We start from the raw sequence: 17,717 nt of genomic DNA on the forward strand, positions 1-17,717 counted from the left end.
TGTCGAGAACGGCAGCCGCCACGGGTCGCAACACCAGCCGCCGCGTGGCGATCAGGCCGCCTTGCGCCCTTACGGCACCGGCACGACCTTGATCGCACCGCCCGAGGCCGACAGCGCGATCCGCCCCTGCGCCAGCCGCAGGGCGTCGTCGCCAAACACCTCGGCGCGCCATCCGGACAGCGCCGGCACATCCCTCGCCCCGGCCGCGATCGCGTCCAGTTCGGCCGCCGATGCGATCAGCCGCGGGGCCACGTCGGCCGCATCGGCCTTGGCCCGCAGCAGCACGCGCAGCAGTTCAGCCAGCGCGCCGTTGCCGGGCCGGCCCGGATCGGGCGGTTCGGCCTTGGGCAGGTCCGTCGTCTCAAGCCCCGCCTTGACCGCGGCGAGGATTCCCTGCGCGATCTCGCCCCGCCGCGCCTCGCGCAGCAGCAGCCGCGACTTGGACAGCTCTTCCTCGGTCAACGGGCGGGTCGAGGCCAGCTCGATCAGCGCATCGTCCTTGAACACGCGCGAGCGGGGCACGTCGTTCGACTGGGCGTAAGTCTCGCGGAACCGTGCCAGTTCGCGCACGATGGCCAGGAACCGCGGCGATCCCGACCGGGTCCGCACCCGTTCCCAGGCATCATCGGGATGGGTGGTGTAGGTCGCGGGATCGACCAGCACCGCCGCCTCCTCGGCGACCCAGGGGCCGCGGCCGGTGCGGGCGAGCTCGGCGCTCAGATGTTCATAGATCGCCCGCAGATGGGTCACGTCCGCCAGCGCGTAATCGGCCTGCGCCGGCGTCAGCGGGCGGCGCGACCAGTCGGTGAAGCGCGAGGACTTGTCGAGCGGCTGACGCGCGATCTTGCGCACCAGCGTTTCATAACCCGCCTGCTCGCCAAAGCCGCAGACCATCGCCGCGATCTGGGTGTCGAACAGCGGCGTGGGAAAGATCCCCGCGTCGTGAAAGAAGATCTCTAGATCCTGGCGCGCGGCGTGGAACACCTTGACCGTCGCCTCGTGGCGGAACAGGTCATACAGCGGCTCGAGCGACAGTCCTTCGGCCATGGGGTCGATCAGCGCGGCGGGGCCGCCGGCAAGCTTGGGGCCGGATGCCGGCGGCAGCGCCATCTGGATCAGGCAAAGCCTGGAATAATAGGTCCGCTCGCGCAGGAATTCGGTGTCGAGCGTGACATAGGGCTGGGCCTTGGCCAGCTCGCAAAAGGCGGACAGTTCATCGGTGGTGGCAATGATGCGCGGCTCGGCGGTCATTTGCAGTCCTTCGGTTGGCGGGTCGTCCGCCGGGGGGCAGGGATAACAGGGCCGGCGCCGGGTCACGCAAGCATCCCTGGCGTGACCGTGGCAAGGATGAAGGGCAGCCAGCGCCGGAAGGCCCCGCGCCTTTCGTCCCGCGGCACCCGGCCATTGCAGAGAGTTGAAAAAAGATCGTAATTTCCCGACGCCAAGCGTTGTGGCCCAACTGGGTCAAGGGGTTATACGCGCTTTGCAGGGCGGCTGACAGAGGAAATGCGCCCCCTCGCCCTGGTTGCGCACAAGGCCCCAAGCCCGGCTTGTGCCCCCGCCCGCCAAGCGGCCCGCGCGCGATGGCCGCATCAGTGCCGGCCGGCCGAAGACCGCACCGCCCCATGTCTTCCGCGCAGTGGAAAGCCGGTTGCTGCCGCGTGACAAGGGCCGTAGGTCTGCCACGGTTTCGTCTTGCATGTCCGCGCCTTGCCCGAAACGCTTCCTGTCGCCAGACGCCCCCTGTCACCCGAAGAACCCGAGGATTCCCGCATGAGCTTTACCCCCCACGGCAAACATCTGATCGCCGGGTCCTGGATCGGCACGGATGCGCAGTTCCAGAACGAACCCGTCCGCGGCGCCGCCCACAGCTTCAGCGTCGGCACGGTCGATCTGGTGGACAGGGCCTGCGCGGCTGCCGAAGATGCCTTCTGGTCCTATAGCGCCCTGCCCCGCGGCGCGCGGGCCGACTTCCTGGATGCCATCGCGGACGAGATCGAATCGCGCGCCGAGGCGATCACCGAAATCGGCAGCGCCGAGACCGGCCTGCCCGAGGCGCGGCTGGAGGGTGAGCGGGGCCGGACGACCGGCCAGCTGCGCCTCTTCGCCGATCACATCCGCAAGGGCGACTATCTGGATCGCCGCGTCGATGCCGCCCTGCCCGACCGCAAGCCCGCACCCCGCCCCGAGATCCGCATGATCCAGCGCCCGATCGGCCCGGTGGCGGTGTTCGGGGCCTCGAACTTCCCGCTCGCCTTCTCGACCGCCGGGGGCGACACCGCCGCGGCCCTGGCGGCAGGCTGCCCTGTCGTTGTCAAGGGGCACAGCGCCCATCCCGGCACCGCCGAGATCGTGGCCGAGGCGGTTCATGCGGCCATCGGGCGGTGCGGCATCCATCCCGGCACCTTCAGCCTGATCCAGGGCGGGCGGCGCGATGTCGGCGCCGCGCTGGTCCAGCATCCGCTGATCAAGGCGGTCGGCTTCACCGGCAGCCTGGCCGGGGGGCGGGCCCTGTTCGACCTGTGCGCCGCCCGGCCCGAGCCGATCCCCTTCTTCGGCGAGCTGGGCTCGGTCAACCCGATGTTCCTGCTGCCCCATGCCATGGCGGCGCGGGCCGATGAGCTGGGGCGCGGCTGGGCGGGTAGCCTGACCATGGGCGCGGGCCAGTTCTGCACCAATCCCGGCATCGCGGTGGTCACCGAAGGGGCGGATGCGGACCGCTTTGTCGCCGCGACGCGCGCGGCGCTGGAACAGGTCGGCCCGCAGGCCATGCTGACCGAGGGCATCGCCAGCGCCTATCGCGCCGGCCAGCAGCGGTTCGAATCGCGCAACGCCGTCACCCCGGTCATGTCCACCCACAGCGAGGGCCGCACCGCCAGTCCCAACCTCTATCAGACGACCGCCGACGCCTATCTGCAGGACCATGCCCTGGGCGAGGAGGTCTTCGGGCCGCTCGGCCTTGTCGTGCGCGTGCGGGACTTTTCCGAGATGGAACGGCTCGCCCGCGGCTTCGAGGGGCAGCTGACCGCGACGATGCATCTGGACGACGCGGACATCGAGGATGCGCGCAGGCTGCTGCCGATCCTGGAACGCAAGGCGGGGCGGGTTCTGGTCAACGGCTTTCCGACCGGCGTCGAGGTCGTGGACAGCATGGTCCATGGCGGCCCCTATCCGGCATCGACCAATTTCGGCGCGACCTCGGTCGGCACGCTGTCGATCCGCCGCTTCCTGCGCCCGGTCGCCTACCAGAATCTGCCCGAGGCGCTGCTGGCGGGGCTGGGGGACTGACGGGCGATGCAAGGCTCGCGCAATCGGGTATACCAGATTGCCGGCCCTAGGCTTTGTCCCTAACATTCCGGCAGGTATCATCAATGAAGGATATGCGATGAAGCTGGTGCGTCATGGGCCTGCGGGGGCCGAAAAGCCTGGTCTGCTGGATGGCCGGGGCCGGGTGCGCGATCTGTCGGGCCATGTGGCGGACATTGCCGGGGACGTGCTGCTGCCCGAAGGGCTGGCCCGGCTTGCCGCGCTTGACCCAGAGGCGCTGCCCCTTGTCGAGGGGCGCCCGCAGCAGGATCTGCGCCTTGGTCCCTGCGTAAGCCTGGTGCGCAAGTTCATCGCCATCGGCCTGAACTATGCCGATCATGCCGCCGAATCCGGCATGGCCGTTCCTGCCGAGCCGGTGGTCTTCAACAAATGGACCAGCTGCATCATCGGCCCCGATGACGACATCCGCATCCCCCAGGGCTCGACCAAGACCGATTGGGAGGTCGAGCTGGGCGTAGTCATCGGCAAGCCCGCTGCCGGCGTCAGCAAGGCCGAGGCGATGGCCCATGTGGCCGGTTACTGCGTCGTCAACGATGTCAGCGAACGCGAATGGCAGCTGGAACGGGGCGCAACCTGGGACAAGGGCAAGGGCTTTGACACCTTCGGGCCGATCGGCCCCTGGCTGGTGACGGCGGACGAGGTGCCCGATCCCCAGAACCTGTCGATGTGGCTCGAGGTGGACGGACGGCGCTATCAGGACGGCTCGACCCGGACGATGGTCTTCGGCGTGGCCGAGCTGGTCGCCTATTGCTCGACCTTCATGACGCTGCTGCCGGGCGATGTCATCACGACCGGCACACCGCCCGGCGTCGGCATGGGCCAGAACCCCAAGGTGTTCCTGAAGGGGGGCGAGGTCATGCGCCTGGGGATCGAAGGCCTGGGCGAGCAGACCCAGAAAGTCGTCGCCTGACCGAAAAAAACAGGGCGCTTTCATGGAAGGCGCCCTGCAGGCGGGCAGCCCCGCGCTGTCGCCAGCCTTACAGCGGCAATGACCGGCCGGCGCGATCCGGTGCGCCCGGCGTGCTGCTGATTTCCGCAGGGCCTGTTCTGGTTCCAGCAGGCTGCCCTACCTACCCATCACGGCGCGATGGCGCACCGGCCCTATGGGCCAGAACGGCACAGGATCACCCCGGCGCAGCCCGCCGCGTGTATACATTGGGCCGTGCAGCATCGCCGGGCGCGGCTTTGCAAGGGGCACAACAAACTTCTTGCGTCCCTGCCGCCTCGCTGCATAGCATCCTTTCAAGGCCCGCATTTGATAGGAGCTGTGCATGGCTTCAGTGACCATCGACGATGTCCGCAAATCCTACGGGTCCGTCGAGGTCCTGCACGGCATCAATGTCGACATAGACGAGGGCGAGTTCGTCGTGCTGGTCGGGCCATCGGGATGCGGCAAGTCAACCTTGCTGCGCATGCTGGCGGGGCTGGAGCACATCACCTCGGGGCGGCTGCTGATCGGGGATCGGGTGGTGAACGACCTGCCGCCGAAGGAACGCGACATCGCGATGGTGTTCCAGAACTATGCGCTTTACCCCCACCTGACCGTGGCCGAGAACATGGGCTTCTCGCTCAAGCTGGCGGGGGCGACGCGCGCGGCCATCGCGGAAAAGGTCCGCCCTGCGGCGGAGATCCTGGGCCTTGCGCATCTTCTGGACCGCTATCCCCGGATGTTGTCGGGCGGCCAGCGCCAGCGCGTCGCCATGGGCCGGGCCATCGTCCGCGACCCCCAGGTGTTCCTGTTCGACGAGCCGCTGTCCAACCTTGACGCAAAGCTGCGCGTGACCATGCGCACCGAGATCAAGAACCTGCACCAGAGGCTGAAGACGACCACCGTCTATGTCACCCACGACCAGATCGAGGCGATGACCATGGCCGACAAGATCGTCGTCATGCATGACGGCCGGGTCGAACAGATCGGCGCCCCGCTGGATTTGTATGACCGCCCGGCGAACCTGTTCGTCGCCGGCTTCATCGGCAGCCCGGCGATGAGCATGGTCAAGGGCCGCCTGGCCGATGACGGCCAGTTCCAGGCGGCGGATGGCACCCGCCTGCCCGTGGGCAACCCCGGCGCAGCCCGCGCGGGCCAGCCGCTCGTCTATGGCGTGCGCCCCGAGGCCATGCGGCTTGGCGGCGCCATTCCGCTGAGGGTCGAGGTGACCGAGCCGACCGGGGCCGAAACCTATGTCGTCGGCACGCTGGGCGGGACCGGGATCACCGGCGTCTTCCGTGAACGCGTGCAGGCCGCGCCGGGCGGCACGCTGAACATCGGCATCGACCCGTCGGCCGTGCATCTGTTCGATGAGGGCAGCGGACAGCGCCTGACGGCCTGAGCGACACCCCCGGCGCCTTGGGAGAGAGGGGCGCACGGGGGAAAAGGCGGCTCGCGCCGCCACCAGCAACGGAGGAGAGAATGACCATCGACCGCAGGACACTGCTGAAGGGCTCGGCCGCGATGGCCGCCGCAGGGGCGCTGATCGGCCCCTTCGGCGCGCGCGGCGCCGCGGCGCAGGCGGCCGCGCCCGCTGCCGCGACCTTCACCCCCGAGGCCGGCGCCAGCCTGCGCCTGCTGCGCTGGGTGCCCTTCGTCAAGGGCGAGGAAGAGGCGTGGAACGCCAACACCAGGGCCTTCACCGACGCGACCGGCGTTCAGGTGACCATCGACCAGGAAAGCTGGGAGGATGTGCGCCCCAAGGCCGCCGTCGCCGCCAATGTGGGCAGCGGCCCCGACATGGTGATGAGCTGGTTCGACGACCCCTTCCAGTATCCCGACAAGCTGGTCGAGGTGACGGACCTGTGCGAGGCGCTGGGGGCGGCCCATGGCGGCTGGTATGACGGCCTCAAGGCTTATGGCGTGCAGGACGGCAAGTGGATCTCCACCCCGCTCTGCGCGATCGGCAACGCGGTCTGCTATCGCGACAGCCACGTCAAGGCCGCCGGCTTCACCGAGTTCCCGAAGGACACTGACGGCTTTCTCAAGCTGTGCGAGGCGCTGAAGGCCAAGGGCACCCCGGCCGGTTTCCCGCACGGCAAGGCGGTGGGCGACGGCAACAACTATGCCCATTGGCTGCTGTGGAGCCACGGCGGGCAGGCGGTGGACGAGGCCGGCAAGGTCACGATCAACAGCCCCGAGACGGCCGCCGCGATCGAATACGCGAAAAAGCTGTATGCCACCTTCATCCCGGGCACCGAAAGCTGGCTGGACATCAACAACAACCGCGCCTTTCTGGCCGGCGAGGTGTCGCTGACGGCGAACGGCGTTTCGCTGTATTACGCGGCGCTGAAAGACCCGGCGATGAAGGCGATCGCGGATGACATCCGCACCGTCAACCTGCCCATCGGCCCGGTCGGCAAGCCGGTCGAGCTGGCGCAGACCTCGACCATCTCGATCTTCAAGCACTGCAAGTTCCCGAATGCCGCCAAGGCCTATCTGGAATTCATGTATCGGTCCGACAACATGAACCGCTGGATCGAGGCGGCCAGCGCCTATTGCTGCCAGGCGCTCAAGGAGTTCGCGGCGAACCCGGTCTGGACCTCGAACCCGATCCACGCGCCCTATGCGAAGGCATCGGAATCGCTGCGCGTGAACGGCTATGCCGGGCCGCTGGGGCCGGCCTCGGCGGGCGCAATGGCCGATTACGTCCTGGTGGACATGTTCGCCGAAGCCGTCACCGGCCAGAGGACCGCCGAGCAGGCGATCGCCAACGCCGAACGGCGCCTGCAGCGCTATTACCGCTGAGCGCAGCCGAAGGCCGGGGGCCGGCGGGCTGACCGCCGGCCCCGCTCTCGTTCAGGAACGCGACCGCGAAGGATTGCCCATGCCCCCACCGCCCGCCCCGGCCGCGCAGGCCCCTCGCAAAGGGGTGCTGGCGCGTATCGCCGAAAGCCGCAACGCGCTGGGCCTGCTGTTCATGCTGCCCGCGGCGGCCTTCCTGATCTTCTTCCTGACCTATCCGCTGGGTCTGGGTGTCTGGCTGGGCTTCACCGACACCAAGATCGGCCGCACCGGCGTCTTTATCGGCATCGAGAATTACCGCTGGCTGTTCGACGATCCGGTGTTCTGGCTGACGGTGTTCAACACGCTGTTCTACACCGTCTTTGCCTCGATCGCGAAATTCGCGCTGGGGCTGTGGCTGGCGCTGCTGCTGAACCGGCACCTGCCGTTCAAGAATGTCTTTCGCGCGATCATCCTGCTGCCCTGGGTGGTGCCGACGGTGCTGTCAGCCATGGCCTTCTGGTGGATCTTCGATTCGCAGTTTTCCATCATCTCGTGGGTGCTGATGAAGCTGGGCGTGATCGCGGCGCCGATCAACTTCCTGGGCGATCCGTGGAACGCGCGCTGGTCGGTCATCGCCGCGAACATCTGGCGCGGCATCCCCTTTGTCGCGATCAGCCTGCTGGCCGGGCTGCAGACCATTCCGCAGTCCCTGAACGAGGCCGCGGCCATCGACGGCGCGACCCCGTGGCAGCGGTTCCGCTTGGTCACGCTGCCGCTGCTGACGCCGATCATCGCGGTGGTGATGACCTTCTCGGTGCTGTTCACCTTTACCGATTTCCAGCTGATCTATGTGCTGACCCGCGGCGGGCCGGTGAACGCCACGCATCTGATGGCCACGCTGTCCTTCCAGCGCGCCATCCCGGGCGGCCAGCTGGGAGAGGGCGCGGCGATCGCGGTCGCCATGATCCCGTTCCTGCTGGCGGCGATCCTGTTCAGCTTCTTCGGCCTTCAGCGCCGCAAATGGCAGCAAGGGAACGACTGACATGGCACGCGCGACCGAGGACAATATCGGCGGCATCGAGCAGTTCGAATCGCTGCCCCGCCGCATCCTGACCGTCTGGCTGCCGCTGGCGGTGTTCGTGTTCGTCCTGCTGTTCCCGTTCTACTGGATGGCGATCACGGCGGTAAAGCCGGACAACCAGCTGACCGACTATAACAACTACAGCCCGTTCTGGGTGGTCGGGCCGACGCTGGAACACATGAAATACCTGCTGTTCGAAACGACCTATCCGCGCTGGATGTGGAACACGGTGATCGTGTCCGTCGCCTCGACGGCGATCTCGCTGTTCGCATCGGTCCTGGCCGCCTATGCGATCGAACGGCTGCGATTCCGCGGCAGCCGCGTCACGGGGCTGCTGATCTTCCTGGCCTATCTGGTGCCGCCGTCGATCCTGTTCATCCCGCTGGCCTTCATCGTCTTTCAGGTCGGCATCTTCGACAGCCGGCTGGCGCTGATCCTGACCTATCCGACCTTCCTGATCCCGTTCTGCACCTGGCTGCTGATGGGCTATTTCCGGTCCATCCCCTATGAGCTTGAGGAATCGGCCCTGGTCGATGGCGCCAGCCGCTGGCAGATCCTGACGCGGGTCGTGCTGCCGCTGGCCGTGCCGGGGCTGATCTCGGCCGGGATCTTTGCCTTCACCCTGTCGTGGAACGAATTCATCTATGCGCTGACCTTCATCTCGTCGTCGGAAAACAAGACGGTGCCCGTCGGGGTGCTGACTGAACTGGTGCGCGGCGACATCTATGAATGGGGCGCGCTGATGAGCGGGGCGCTGCTGGGTTCCCTGCCTGTGGTGATCCTCTATTCCTTCTTCGTGGATTACTACGTGTCCTCGATGACCGGGGCGGTGAAGGAGTGAGGCTGGATCTTCTTTCCGTCGGCGAGGCCATGGTCGAGCTGTCGGCCAGCCCCGACCCTGCGCTGTGGCATCTCGGCTTTGCCGGCGACACGCTGAACACGGCCTGGTATCTGCGCCGGCTGCTGCCTGCGGGGCGGGCGGTGGGATACCTGACCCGCATCGGCACGGGCGGATTTTCGCGGCGGCTGCGGGATTTCATCGCCGATGCCGGGATCGTCACCGACCATATCAGCGCCGATCCGGTGCGCGAGGCCGGGCTTTACGCGATCGAGCTGTCTCAGGGCGAGCGCAGCTTTACCTATTGGCGCAGCGATTCCGCGGCACGCGGGCTGGCGGACGATCCGGCGGCCCTGGCCGCGGCTTTTGCCCAAGCGGACATGATCTATCTGTCCGGGATCACTGCCGCGATCCTGCCCCCTGCCGACCGCGACAACCTTGCCGCCGCGCTGGACGCGGCCCGCGCGCGGGGTGCACGGGTGGTGTTCGACACAAACATCCGCCCCCGCCTGTGGGAGGATGGGGCGACCCTGCGCACGCAGATCACCCGCTTTGCCGGGCTGGCCGATCTGGTCCTGCCCAGCCTTGACGAGGAAACGGCCCATTTCGGCGACGGCGCGCCGCAGGACTGCATTGCCCGCTATCTGGCCGCCGGGGCGCGGCAGGTGGTCGTCAAGAACGGCGGCGGGCCGGTCCATTACGGCGGGGTGGACGGCGCGGGCCGTGTCGATGACCTGCCGCGCGTCCGGCCGGTGGATACCACTGCCGCGGGCGACAGCTTCAACGCCGGATACCTTGCCGCGCGGCTGGGCGGGGCCGGCATCCCTGACGCGATCCGGGCCGGGCACGACATTGCCGCAAAGGTCATCGCCGCGCGCGGCGCGCTGGTGCCGGTCTAGGGCTCCTGGCCGGCAAAATGCGCCTCGAGATTGCGCACAAGGCCGTCCAGATGCGTCTCCATATGGCTGCGCATCGCCGGCCAGTCGCGGGCGGCCAGCGCCCCGGTCATGCCGCGATGGGCCGCCAGCACCTGCGCCGCGTCCGAGCGCAGCCGCGCCGACAGGAAGCGGATGCGCCACAGGCGGGACAGGTATTCATCATAGCTGCGGCTCAGCGCCCCATTGTGCCCGGCCGCGACGATGGCGCGGTGCATCGCCATGTCGAGGTCAAACACCTCGACCTTGTCGCCGGTGGCGTGGCTATCCTCGACCTGCCGGGCCAGCGCGGCGATGCCGGCGATCTCGGCCTCTGTCGCATGCAGGCAGGCCAGCTCGCCCCCGGCCAGTTCCAGCAGGCGCAAGACAGCCACCTCATCCATCGCCTCGGCGCGCGACATGTCGGTGACGAGCGGGCTGCGCAGCGGGCGCAACGTGACCAGCCCCTCCTGCGCCAGAATGCGGACAGCCTCGCGCAGGGGGGTGCGGCTGACACCCAGCCGCTCGGCATGGTCGCGTTCCTTGATCGGGCTGCCGGGGAGAATGGCGCCGGTCAGGATCTCGCGCCGCAGCTGATCGGCGATGGCGGCGGGGATCGTCGTCCCCCCCTCGGCGGGCGCCTGGCCGCCCGCTTCGGGAGCGTCGCTCATCTCGGCCAAGGTCCCGCCCCTCAGTTGACCGGCGTTTCGGCCGGCCGTCCGTCCAGCACCGCGGCCAGGTTGCGCCGCTGCAGATCGCCCATCGCCGCGCGGGTTTCCACCGTGGCCGATCCGATATGGGGCAGCGCCAGCAGGTTGGGCAGCGCCAGCAGCCGCAGATCGACCTGCGGCTCGCCCCGGAACACGTCCAGCGCCGCGCCGCGCAGCCGCCCATCCGCCAGCCGCTCGATCAGCGCCGCCTCATCCACCACCGAGCCGCGCGCAACATTGACGAGCACCCCGTCAGGCCCCAGCGCGTCCAGCAGCGCGGCCGAAACCAGCCCCTCGGTATCCGGGCCGCCGACGATGATGACGATCAGATCATCCACGGCGCGGGCCAGCGCCGTGGGATCGGCGTGATGGGTCCAGGGCACGTCCTTGGCGCCGCGCGACCAATAGTGGATCTCGCACTTGAAGGCCGCCAGCCGGTCCGCGATCTCGCGCCCGATGCGGCCAAGGCCGAGGATGCCGACCCGCCGCCCCGATGCCTTGCGCCCCAGCGCCAGCCCCTCGCCCCGCGCCCAGCCGCCCATGCGGACATGGGCGATGGCCGGCTCGAACCCGCGGTTCAGGGCGATCCACATGGCGACGGCCAGATCGGCCACGTCATCGTTCAGCACAGCGGGCGTGTTGGTCACGGTGATCCCGCGCGCGGTGGCGGCAGGCACGTCGATCGCGTCATGGCCGACGCCGAAATTGGCGATCACGCGCAGCGCCGGCAGCAGATCCATCTGCGCCGCGCCGAACGGGTGGCCCCCCTTATAGGCCACGCCCTTGATCCCTGCGCGCTGGTCCTGCGGCAGGGCTGCGAGGCCCTGGAGCGAGGCGAGATGCGCCGCCCCCATCGCATCAAGCGCGGTGCGGTCCTCCTGCGAATAGCTGCCGATGGCCAGGATCATGCGCGTTTCCTTACAGCGAGGCGGTGATGCCGCCGTCCACATAGACGACCGTTCCGTTGACAAAGCTGGCGGCGTCCGAGGACAGGAAGATCGCCGCGCCGACCAGTTCCTCGACCCGGCCCCAGCGGCCGGCCGGGGTGCGTTTCGCCAGCCAGGCGCCAAACGCCGGATCGCCCTTCAGTGCGGCGTTCAGCGGCGTGTCGAAATAGCCCGGCGCGATGCCGTTGCAGTTCAGACCGTGCCGCGCCCAGTCGGTCGCCATGCCCCTGGTCAGGTTGGCGACCGCGCCCTTGGTCGCGGTATAGGGCGCGATGCCGGGCCGGGCCAGCGCCGACTGGACCGAACAGATGTTGACGACATGCCCCCGTCCCCGCGCGATCATGTGCCGCGCGCAGGCCTGCGCCACGTTGAAGACGCTGGCGACATTGACCTGCAACAGCCGCTGGAATGCGTCCTCGGGGAAATCCTCCAGCGGGGCGCGATGCTGCTGGCCGGCGTTGTTGATGAGGATGTCGATCGGGCCGACCGAGACTTCAAAGCCGTCCACGGCGGCGCGGGCGGCGGCGTGATCGGTGACGTCGAAGGGCAGCGTCCGGGCGGCGAACCCGTCCGCCCGCAGCGCCTCGGCAGCGCCGTCCAGTCGCACGGCGTCGCGGCCGTTCAGCACGATCTCGGCCCCCGCCCCGGCAAGGCCGCGCGCCAGTGCAAGGCCGATCCCCTGCGACGAGCCAGTGACCAGCGCCCTGCGTCCGGTCAGGTCGAACAGCGACAGCCCCGCAGGCAGGCCCATCAGCCCCGCCCGATGAACGGCATGTTCGTCGCCATCACAGTCACGAACTGCACGTTTGCCCCGTCGGGCAGGGATGCCATGTGCATCACCGTGTCCGCCACGGCCTGCGCGTCCATCACCGGCTCGACCTTCATCGACCCGTCAGCCTGCGGCACGCCCTTGGTCATCGCCACCGCCATGTCGGTCAGCGCGTTGCCGATGTCGATCTGCCCGCAGGCGATGTTGAAGGGGCGCCCGTCGAGGCTGATCGAGCGCGTGATCCCGGTGACGGCATGCTTGGACGTGGTATAGCCGATCGAGCCAGGCCGCGGCGCGTGGGCCGAAACCGAGCCGTTGTTGATGATGCGCCCGCCCTGCGGCGATTGCGCGCGCATGACGCGGAAGGCCGCGCGGGCGCAGATGAAGACGCCGTTGACGTTCACGTCGATGACGCGGCGGAATTCGTCCGGTTCCACCAAGTCCGGGGTCTGGGGGACCAGCCCGGTTCCGGCGTTGTTGAACAGAACGTCAAGCCGGCCCCACTCGGCGGCGGCCCGGTCAAAGGCCGCATCGACCGCGCCCGCGTCGCAGACATCGCAAGGCAGGACCAGCGCGTCCGACCCGGCGGCCGTCTCGCGCAGCGCATCCTCGCGCCGGCCGATCAGCCCGACCCGCCAGCCCTTGTCCAGAAAGGTTTGCGCCGTCACGCGGCCGATGCCGCTGCCCGCGCCGGTGATGATGATGGTCCGGGTCATCGCATCCTCAGTGGTTGTCGCGCGGCAGGCTTTCGCGCACGCGGCGATAGGCCGTCGCCAGTTCCAGGCAGCCGCCCTGCGCCAGCTGGCCGACATGCTGGCGATAGATCTCCTGCCAGGGGGTCTGGTTGACCAGCTCGGGCGGGCTCCAGGCATCGCGGCGCGCCTGCCATTCGGCATCGTCCACCAGCGCGTTCAGCGTCCGGGCGTTCAGGTCCAGCCGCACCCGGTCCCCTGTCTTCAGCAGCGCAAGACCGCCGCCCACGACCGATTCCGGCGAGGCGTTCAGGATCGAGGGGCTTTCCGATGTGCCCGACTGGCGACCGTCGCCCACAGTCGGCAGGTGGTTGATCCCGGCCTTCAGCACCGCATCGGGGGGCTGCATGTTCACCACCTCGGCGCTGCCGGGATAGCCGACGCAGCCGACGTTGCGGATGAACAGGATGCAGCGGTCGTCGATGCCAAGGGCAGGGTCGTTGATGCGGTCGTGATAGTCCTCGGGGCCTTCGAACACGATGGCGCGCGCCTCGTGGATGCCCTCGCGCCCGGCATCGGACAGGAAGCGGTCGTGAAAATCCTTTGAAATCACGCTGGTCTTCATCAGCGCGCTGTCGAACAAATTGCCCGACAGGACAAGGAACCCCGCCTTTTCCCGCAGCGGATCGGACAGCGGGCGGATGACGTCATGATCGGTGGACCGCCAGGCGGCGACGTTCTGACCCGCCGTCTGGCCGGTCACGGTCATCGCATCCTCGTGCAGCAGGCCCGCCTCCTGCAACTCGCCCATCACCGCGGCAACGCCCCCGGCGCGGAAAAAGCTTTCGCCCAGATATTCGCCGGCCGGCTGCATGTTGACGATCAGCGGCAGGTCAAAGCCGATGGTTTCCCAATCCTTCACGTCCAGCTCGACCCCGGCATGGCGGGCTATGGCCTGAAGATGCGGCGGGGCATTGGTCGATCCGCCGATTAGCGTGTTGACGCGGATCGCATTCTCAAAGGCCGCCCGCGTCAGGATGTCGCTGGGTTTGAGATCGTCCAGCACCATCTGCACGATGCGCCGGCCGGTCTGATAGGCCATGCTCATCCGTTCGCGGAACGGCGCGGGGATGGCCGAACAGCCCGGCAGGCTCATCCCCAGCGCCTCGGCCATGGCGTTCATGGTGCTGGCGGTGCCCATGGTGTTGCAGTGGCCAAGGCTGGGGGCGGATGCGCAGACACGCTCGATGAATTCGGGATAGTCGATCCTGCCCTCGGCCAGCAGGCGGCGGCTTTCCCAGACGATGGTGCCCGACCCAGCCCGCCTGCCCTGCCACCAGCCGTCCAGCATAGGCCCGCCGTTCAGCGTGATGGCGGGGATGTCCACCGTCGCCGCGCCCATCAGCATGGCAGGGGTGGTCTTGTCGCAGCCGGTGGTCAGCACCACCCCGTCCAGAGGGTAGCCGTGCAGCACCTCGACCAGCCCCAGATAGGCAAGGTTGCGGTCCAGCGCGGCGGTGGGGCGCTTGCCGGTTTCCTGGATCGGGTGGACCGGGAATTCCATGGGGATACCGCCCGCGTCGCGGATGCCGGCCTTGATGCGGTCCATCAGAAAGACGTGGATCTTGTTGCAGGGGGCCAGATCGCTGCCGGTCTGGGCGATGCCGATGATCGGCTTTTCGGCCGTCAGCTCCTCACGCGTGAAGGTGCTGTTCTGGTAACGCTCAAGATACAGCGCGGTCATGCCGGGATTGTTGGGATTGTCGAACCATTCCTGGCTGCGGAACCGCTTGCCTGCGCGCGTATCGGACATCAGAACCCCTCTCCCCGGTGCTTCACATCTGGTATACCAGCGCGGCTCAGGCTGTAAAGCGGCGCAAAGGGTCATTGGCGACCCTGATAACGTGGAGCTGCACGATGTCGCGGTGCGTTCGGCCCTGCTGCCAGGCAAAGCCAAGGACAACAACCCTCGGCCGCGAACGGCCCTCCCTTCGGTTGCTCGACGCGGGCTGGTGCACCTGTCCACATGATGCCCGGCCTGGCAGTTTGCCGCAGGAGCCTTGATGCAAAGCCTTGGTGAACAGGCGAACGCTGCGCTGACTGCTTGAACCCCGGCGAGGCCGCCGTAATGTATACATCGGCAAAAGGGGGGCAGCGATGAAGGTTCTGATTCTGGGCGGCGCGGGCATGGTGGGCCGCAACCTGGCGATAAGGCTGGCCAGCGATGGAACGCTGGGCGGCCAGCCTATCGAGGCGCTGACACTATTCGACGTGGTGGCCGCCGATGTGCAGGGCAGCGCCCATATGCGGGTCAGCGCCGTGACGGGCGATATCAGCGACCGGGCCACGGTCGATCGGCTGGTTGCGGACCGGCCGGACGCGATTTTCCACCTTGCCGCCATCGTCTCGGGCGAGGCCGAGGCCGATTTCGACAAGGGCTATCGTATCAACCTGGACGGCACGCGCAATCTGTTCGAGGCGATCCGCGCGCAGGACGGCTATCATCCGCGTGTCGTGTATACGTCTTCGATCGCGGTGTTCGGCGCCCCCTTCCCCGAGGCGATCGGGGACGAATTCATCACCGCGCCGATGACCAGCTATGGCACGCAGAAGATGATCGGCGAGCTGCTGCTGAACGATTATTCGCGCCGGGGCATCTTTGACGGCATCGGCATCCGCCTGCCGACCATCGCCGTGCGGCCGGGCAAGCCGAACAAGGCGGCATCGGGCTTTTTTTCGGGGATCATCCGCGAACCCTTGGCGGGGCAGGATGCCGTGCTGCCGGTCGATGACGACGTGCGCCACTGGGTCGCCAGCCCCGCCTCGGCCACCGGATTCCTGCTGCATGCCGCCACGATGGATACCGCCCCCCTGGGCGCACGGCGCTGCCTGACCATGCCGGGCCTGTCCGTCACGGTAGGCGAGATGATCGCCGCCCTCGGCGAAGTCGCCGGCCCCGAGGCGGTCGCGCGCATCCGGCGCCAGCCCGACCCGGTGATCAGGGGCATCGTGGCCGGCTGGCCGCGCAACTTCGATGCCGCGCGGGCGGCGGGCTTCGGCTTTGCCGCGGATGCCAGCTTTCAGGACATCATCCGCGCCCATATCCGCGACAGCGAAGCGGCGCAATGACGCCCCAATCCGTCATGCGGGCGGCCCGGCCGCGTCCGGCGCCTTCGGGCAGCAGCGCGCCGAACGCACGCGAGCGGGCCTATGCCGATCTGCGCTATCGCATCCTGACCGGGCGTCTTGCCCCCGGCACGACCCTGCTGGAAACCGAGATCGCTGGCATGCTGGGGCTGTCGCGCACCCCGGTGCGCGAGGCGGTGATACGGCTGGCCGAAGAAGGGCTGGTCCTTGTCAGGCCGCGCCACGGGGTTACCGTCATCGACCTGACGCTGGCCGATTTCCGTGACATCCTCGACGTCTTTTCGGCGCTTGAGGTGAGGGCCGTGGCGCTGACCGCCGCGCAGCCCCTGCGCCCCGCGGATCGCGACGCCCTCGCCCAGCTGACGCAGAGGATGGAGCGCGCCACCGCCGAAGGCGATATCGCCCGCTGGTCGGATCTTGACGATGATTTCCACGCGATGCTGGTCGGCCTGTGCGGCAATGCCCGCCTGCAGCGGACCATCGGCGAATACTGGGGACAGCAATACCGGGCGCGCCAGCTGATCCTGCCGCATCGGCCGCTGCCTTTGGCGTCCAACCGGGAACATGCGCTTGTCCTTGCGGCCGTTCTGGCAGGCGATGCGCAGGCCGCCCATGCCGCGCATCTGGCCCATCGCGCCCGCGCCGACCGTGACCAGCTGGCCCTGCTGCACCGTGCGACCGCGCCGGGCGAGATGCCCGCCCCCTTCCCTGCATTCAACGAGGAAGAGCCGAGATGAACCGCATCGACCTGGACGGCCGCCGCGCCGTCGTGACCGGCGGCGCGCAGGGCCTTGGCCGCGCCATCGCCGAACGCCTGATCGCCAGCGGGGCCGCGGTCGAGATATGGGACATGCAGGACGCCCCCACCCGCGCCGCCGCCGCGGCGATGGGGGCGTGCGCGCGCGTGCTGGACCTGACCGACGACGCCGCCGTAGCCGGGGCGGCTGAGGCGGCGGGCGCGGTGGACATCCTGGTGAACAACGCCGGCATCGCCGGCGGCAATGCCCCCACCTGGCAGCTGGACCCGGCCATCTGGCGGCAGGTGGTCGAGGTGAACCTGACCGCCCCCTTCGTCGTCTGCCGGGCGCTGGTTCCGGGGATGATCGCGCGGGGCTATGGGCGCATCGTCAACATCGCCTCGGTGGCGGGCAAGGAAGGCAATCCGAATGCGGCGCATTATTCCGCCTCGAAGGCCGGGGTCATCGCGCTGACCAAGTCGCTGGGCAAGGAGCTGGCCGAAACGGGCGTTCTGGTCAACTGCGTCACCCCCGCCGCCGCCCGCACCCCGATCTTTGACCAGATGAGCGGGCAGCATATCGACTATATGCTGTCCAAGATCCCGATGAAGCGGTTCCTGGAACCTGACGAGGCCGCCGCGATGGTTGCCTGGCTTGCATCACGGGACTGCGCCTTTTCGACCGGGGCGGTGTTCGACCTCTCGGGCGGACGGGCGACCTATTGACCGCAAGGGATGTCGAAAAGGATGCGCCGGGGCGGTGGATTTTCCCGCAGCGCCGGTAGGGCGGGCTTTGACGGCCGATATCCGGCAGACCGGGCAGGCTCATCCGCAGGAGGCG

Annotated in this window: 16 protein-coding genes; 10 read left to right on the forward strand and 6 right to left on the reverse strand. The window is 68.3% G+C overall.

All coding sequences use genetic code 11. The features are described 5' to 3' along the window. Positions 1 to 69: 69 nt before the first annotated feature. Entirely contained in the window at positions 70 to 1,251 is a 1,182-nt protein-coding gene (gene rnd, locus B0A89_RS00120) for a ribonuclease D (RefSeq protein WP_085376407.1), read from the reverse strand. A 522-nt stretch (positions 1,252 to 1,773) separates the two neighbouring features. On the opposite strand from rnd, the gene B0A89_RS00125 reads away from it, so the two are divergent. From B0A89_RS00125 to B0A89_RS00155, 7 genes are all read left to right on the forward strand, one after another. After that, entirely contained in the window at positions 1,774 to 3,288 is a 1,515-nt protein-coding gene (locus B0A89_RS00125; protein WP_085376408.1) for an aldehyde dehydrogenase (NADP(+)), read from the forward strand. A gap of 97 nt (positions 3,289 to 3,385) precedes the next feature. Further along, complete coding sequence (locus tag B0A89_RS00130) at positions 3,386 to 4,237, forward strand: ureidoglycolate lyase (RefSeq protein ID WP_085376409.1); 852 nt, start codon at positions 3,386 to 3,388, stop codon at positions 4,235 to 4,237. A 361-nt stretch (positions 4,238 to 4,598) separates the two neighbouring features. Then, complete coding sequence (locus B0A89_RS00135; RefSeq protein WP_085376410.1) at positions 4,599 to 5,657, forward strand: ABC transporter ATP-binding protein; 1,059 nt, start codon at positions 4,599 to 4,601, stop codon at positions 5,655 to 5,657. Between the two features lie 80 nt (positions 5,658 to 5,737). Beyond that, positions 5,738 to 7,063, forward strand: coding sequence for an ABC transporter substrate-binding protein (locus tag B0A89_RS00140; RefSeq protein ID WP_085376411.1), 1,326 nt, complete (start codon positions 5,738 to 5,740; stop codon positions 7,061 to 7,063). 79 nt (positions 7,064 to 7,142) lie between these two features. Further along, the gene (locus tag B0A89_RS00145) at positions 7,143 to 8,084 is read left to right on the forward strand and encodes a carbohydrate ABC transporter permease (RefSeq protein WP_085376412.1); all 942 of its coding nucleotides are present in this window, start codon (positions 7,143 to 7,145) and stop codon (positions 8,082 to 8,084) included. Between the two features lies 1 nt (position 8,085). Next, positions 8,086 to 8,964, forward strand: coding sequence for a carbohydrate ABC transporter permease (locus B0A89_RS00150; RefSeq protein WP_085376413.1), 879 nt, complete (start codon positions 8,086 to 8,088; stop codon positions 8,962 to 8,964). Next, the gene (locus B0A89_RS00155) at positions 8,961 to 9,860 is read left to right on the forward strand and encodes a sugar kinase (protein WP_157115190.1); all 900 of its coding nucleotides are present in this window, start codon (positions 8,961 to 8,963) and stop codon (positions 9,858 to 9,860) included. Before B0A89_RS00150 ends, B0A89_RS00155 begins: the two co-directional genes overlap by 4 nt. Here B0A89_RS00155 and B0A89_RS00160 read toward each other — a convergent pair. The 5 genes from B0A89_RS00160 to B0A89_RS00180 are packed head-to-tail and all read right to left on the reverse strand — an operon-like array spanning position 9,857 to position 14,806. Continuing rightward, positions 9,857 to 10,546, reverse strand: a complete 690-nt coding sequence (locus B0A89_RS00160) for a GntR family transcriptional regulator (RefSeq protein ID WP_157115191.1) — start codon at positions 10,544 to 10,546, stop codon at positions 9,857 to 9,859. The two genes, B0A89_RS00155 and B0A89_RS00160, sit on opposite strands and share 4 nt — an antisense overlap. Positions 10,547 to 10,566: 20 nt before the next feature. Further along, positions 10,567 to 11,493, reverse strand: a complete 927-nt coding sequence (locus tag B0A89_RS00165; RefSeq protein WP_157115192.1) for a 2-hydroxyacid dehydrogenase — start codon at positions 11,491 to 11,493, stop codon at positions 10,567 to 10,569. A 10-nt stretch (positions 11,494 to 11,503) separates the two neighbouring features. After that, positions 11,504 to 12,283, reverse strand: a complete 780-nt coding sequence (locus B0A89_RS00170) for an SDR family oxidoreductase (protein ID WP_085376417.1) — start codon at positions 12,281 to 12,283, stop codon at positions 11,504 to 11,506. Beyond that, positions 12,283 to 13,017 carry an SDR family oxidoreductase gene (locus tag B0A89_RS00175; RefSeq protein ID WP_085376418.1) on the reverse strand — a complete coding sequence of 245 codons (735 nt, stop codon included), beginning with the start codon at positions 13,015 to 13,017 and terminating at the stop codon, positions 12,283 to 12,285. The genes B0A89_RS00170 and B0A89_RS00175 overlap by 1 nt, the downstream gene beginning before the upstream one ends. A 7-nt stretch (positions 13,018 to 13,024) precedes the next feature. Continuing rightward, entirely contained in the window at positions 13,025 to 14,806 is a 1,782-nt protein-coding gene (locus B0A89_RS00180) for an IlvD/Edd family dehydratase (protein ID WP_085376419.1), read from the reverse strand. Positions 14,807 to 15,150: 344 nt separating this feature from the next. Here B0A89_RS00180 and denD point away from each other — a divergent pair, with 344 nt between their 5' ends. Genes denD through B0A89_RS00195 form a run of 3 tightly spaced genes read left to right on the forward strand, consistent with a single transcriptional unit; the run spans position 15,151 to position 17,602 of the window. Then, positions 15,151 to 16,122: a D-erythronate dehydrogenase gene (gene denD / locus B0A89_RS00185; RefSeq protein ID WP_085376420.1), complete on the forward strand. Its 972-nt coding sequence runs from the start codon at positions 15,151 to 15,153 to the stop codon at positions 16,120 to 16,122. Further along, positions 16,119 to 16,877: a GntR family transcriptional regulator gene (locus tag B0A89_RS00190; RefSeq protein ID WP_205949761.1), complete on the forward strand. Its 759-nt coding sequence runs from the start codon at positions 16,119 to 16,121 to the stop codon at positions 16,875 to 16,877. The genes denD and B0A89_RS00190 overlap by 4 nt, the downstream gene beginning before the upstream one ends. Further along, entirely contained in the window at positions 16,874 to 17,602 is a 729-nt protein-coding gene (locus tag B0A89_RS00195; protein ID WP_085376422.1) for an SDR family oxidoreductase, read from the forward strand. The genes B0A89_RS00190 and B0A89_RS00195 overlap by 4 nt, the downstream gene beginning before the upstream one ends. Positions 17,603 to 17,717: the final 115 nt, after the last annotated feature.

Origin of the sequence: Paracoccus contaminans (genome assembly GCF_002105555.1) — a bacterium.
GTDB classification, from domain to species: domain Bacteria; phylum Pseudomonadota; class Alphaproteobacteria; order Rhodobacterales; family Rhodobacteraceae; genus Paracoccus; species Paracoccus contaminans.

Bases quoted from the DNA above. Each gene is read 5' to 3' on its own strand.
- rnd (WP_085376407.1), bottom strand. From the start codon at position 1,251: ATGACCGCCGAGCCGCGCATCATTGCCACCACCGATGAACTGTCCGCC.
- B0A89_RS00125 (WP_085376408.1), top strand. From the start codon at position 1,774: ATGAGCTTTACCCCCCACGGCAAACATCTGATCGCCGGGTCCTGGATC.
- B0A89_RS00130 (WP_085376409.1), top strand. From the start codon at position 3,386: ATGAAGCTGGTGCGTCATGGGCCTGCGGGGGCCGAAAAGCCTGGTCTG.
- B0A89_RS00135 (WP_085376410.1), top strand. From the start codon at position 4,599: ATGGCTTCAGTGACCATCGACGATGTCCGCAAATCCTACGGGTCCGTC.
- B0A89_RS00140 (WP_085376411.1), top strand. From the start codon at position 5,738: ATGACCATCGACCGCAGGACACTGCTGAAGGGCTCGGCCGCGATGGCC.
- B0A89_RS00145 (WP_085376412.1), top strand. From the start codon at position 7,143: ATGCCCCCACCGCCCGCCCCGGCCGCGCAGGCCCCTCGCAAAGGGGTG.
- B0A89_RS00150 (WP_085376413.1), top strand. From the start codon at position 8,086: ATGGCACGCGCGACCGAGGACAATATCGGCGGCATCGAGCAGTTCGAA.
- B0A89_RS00160 (WP_157115191.1), bottom strand. From the start codon at position 10,546: ATGAGCGACGCTCCCGAAGCGGGCGGCCAGGCGCCCGCCGAGGGGGGG.
- B0A89_RS00165 (WP_157115192.1), bottom strand. From the start codon at position 11,493: ATGATCCTGGCCATCGGCAGCTATTCGCAGGAGGACCGCACCGCGCTT.
- B0A89_RS00170 (WP_085376417.1), bottom strand. From the start codon at position 12,283: ATGGGCCTGCCTGCGGGGCTGTCGCTGTTCGACCTGACCGGACGCAGG.
- B0A89_RS00175 (WP_085376418.1), bottom strand. From the start codon at position 13,017: ATGACCCGGACCATCATCATCACCGGCGCGGGCAGCGGCATCGGCCGC.
- B0A89_RS00180 (WP_085376419.1), bottom strand. From the start codon at position 14,806: ATGTCCGATACGCGCGCAGGCAAGCGGTTCCGCAGCCAGGAATGGTTC.
- denD (WP_085376420.1), top strand. From the start codon at position 15,151: ATGAAGGTTCTGATTCTGGGCGGCGCGGGCATGGTGGGCCGCAACCTG.
- B0A89_RS00190 (WP_205949761.1), top strand. From the start codon at position 16,119: ATGACGCCCCAATCCGTCATGCGGGCGGCCCGGCCGCGTCCGGCGCCT.
- B0A89_RS00195 (WP_085376422.1), top strand. From the start codon at position 16,874: ATGAACCGCATCGACCTGGACGGCCGCCGCGCCGTCGTGACCGGCGGC.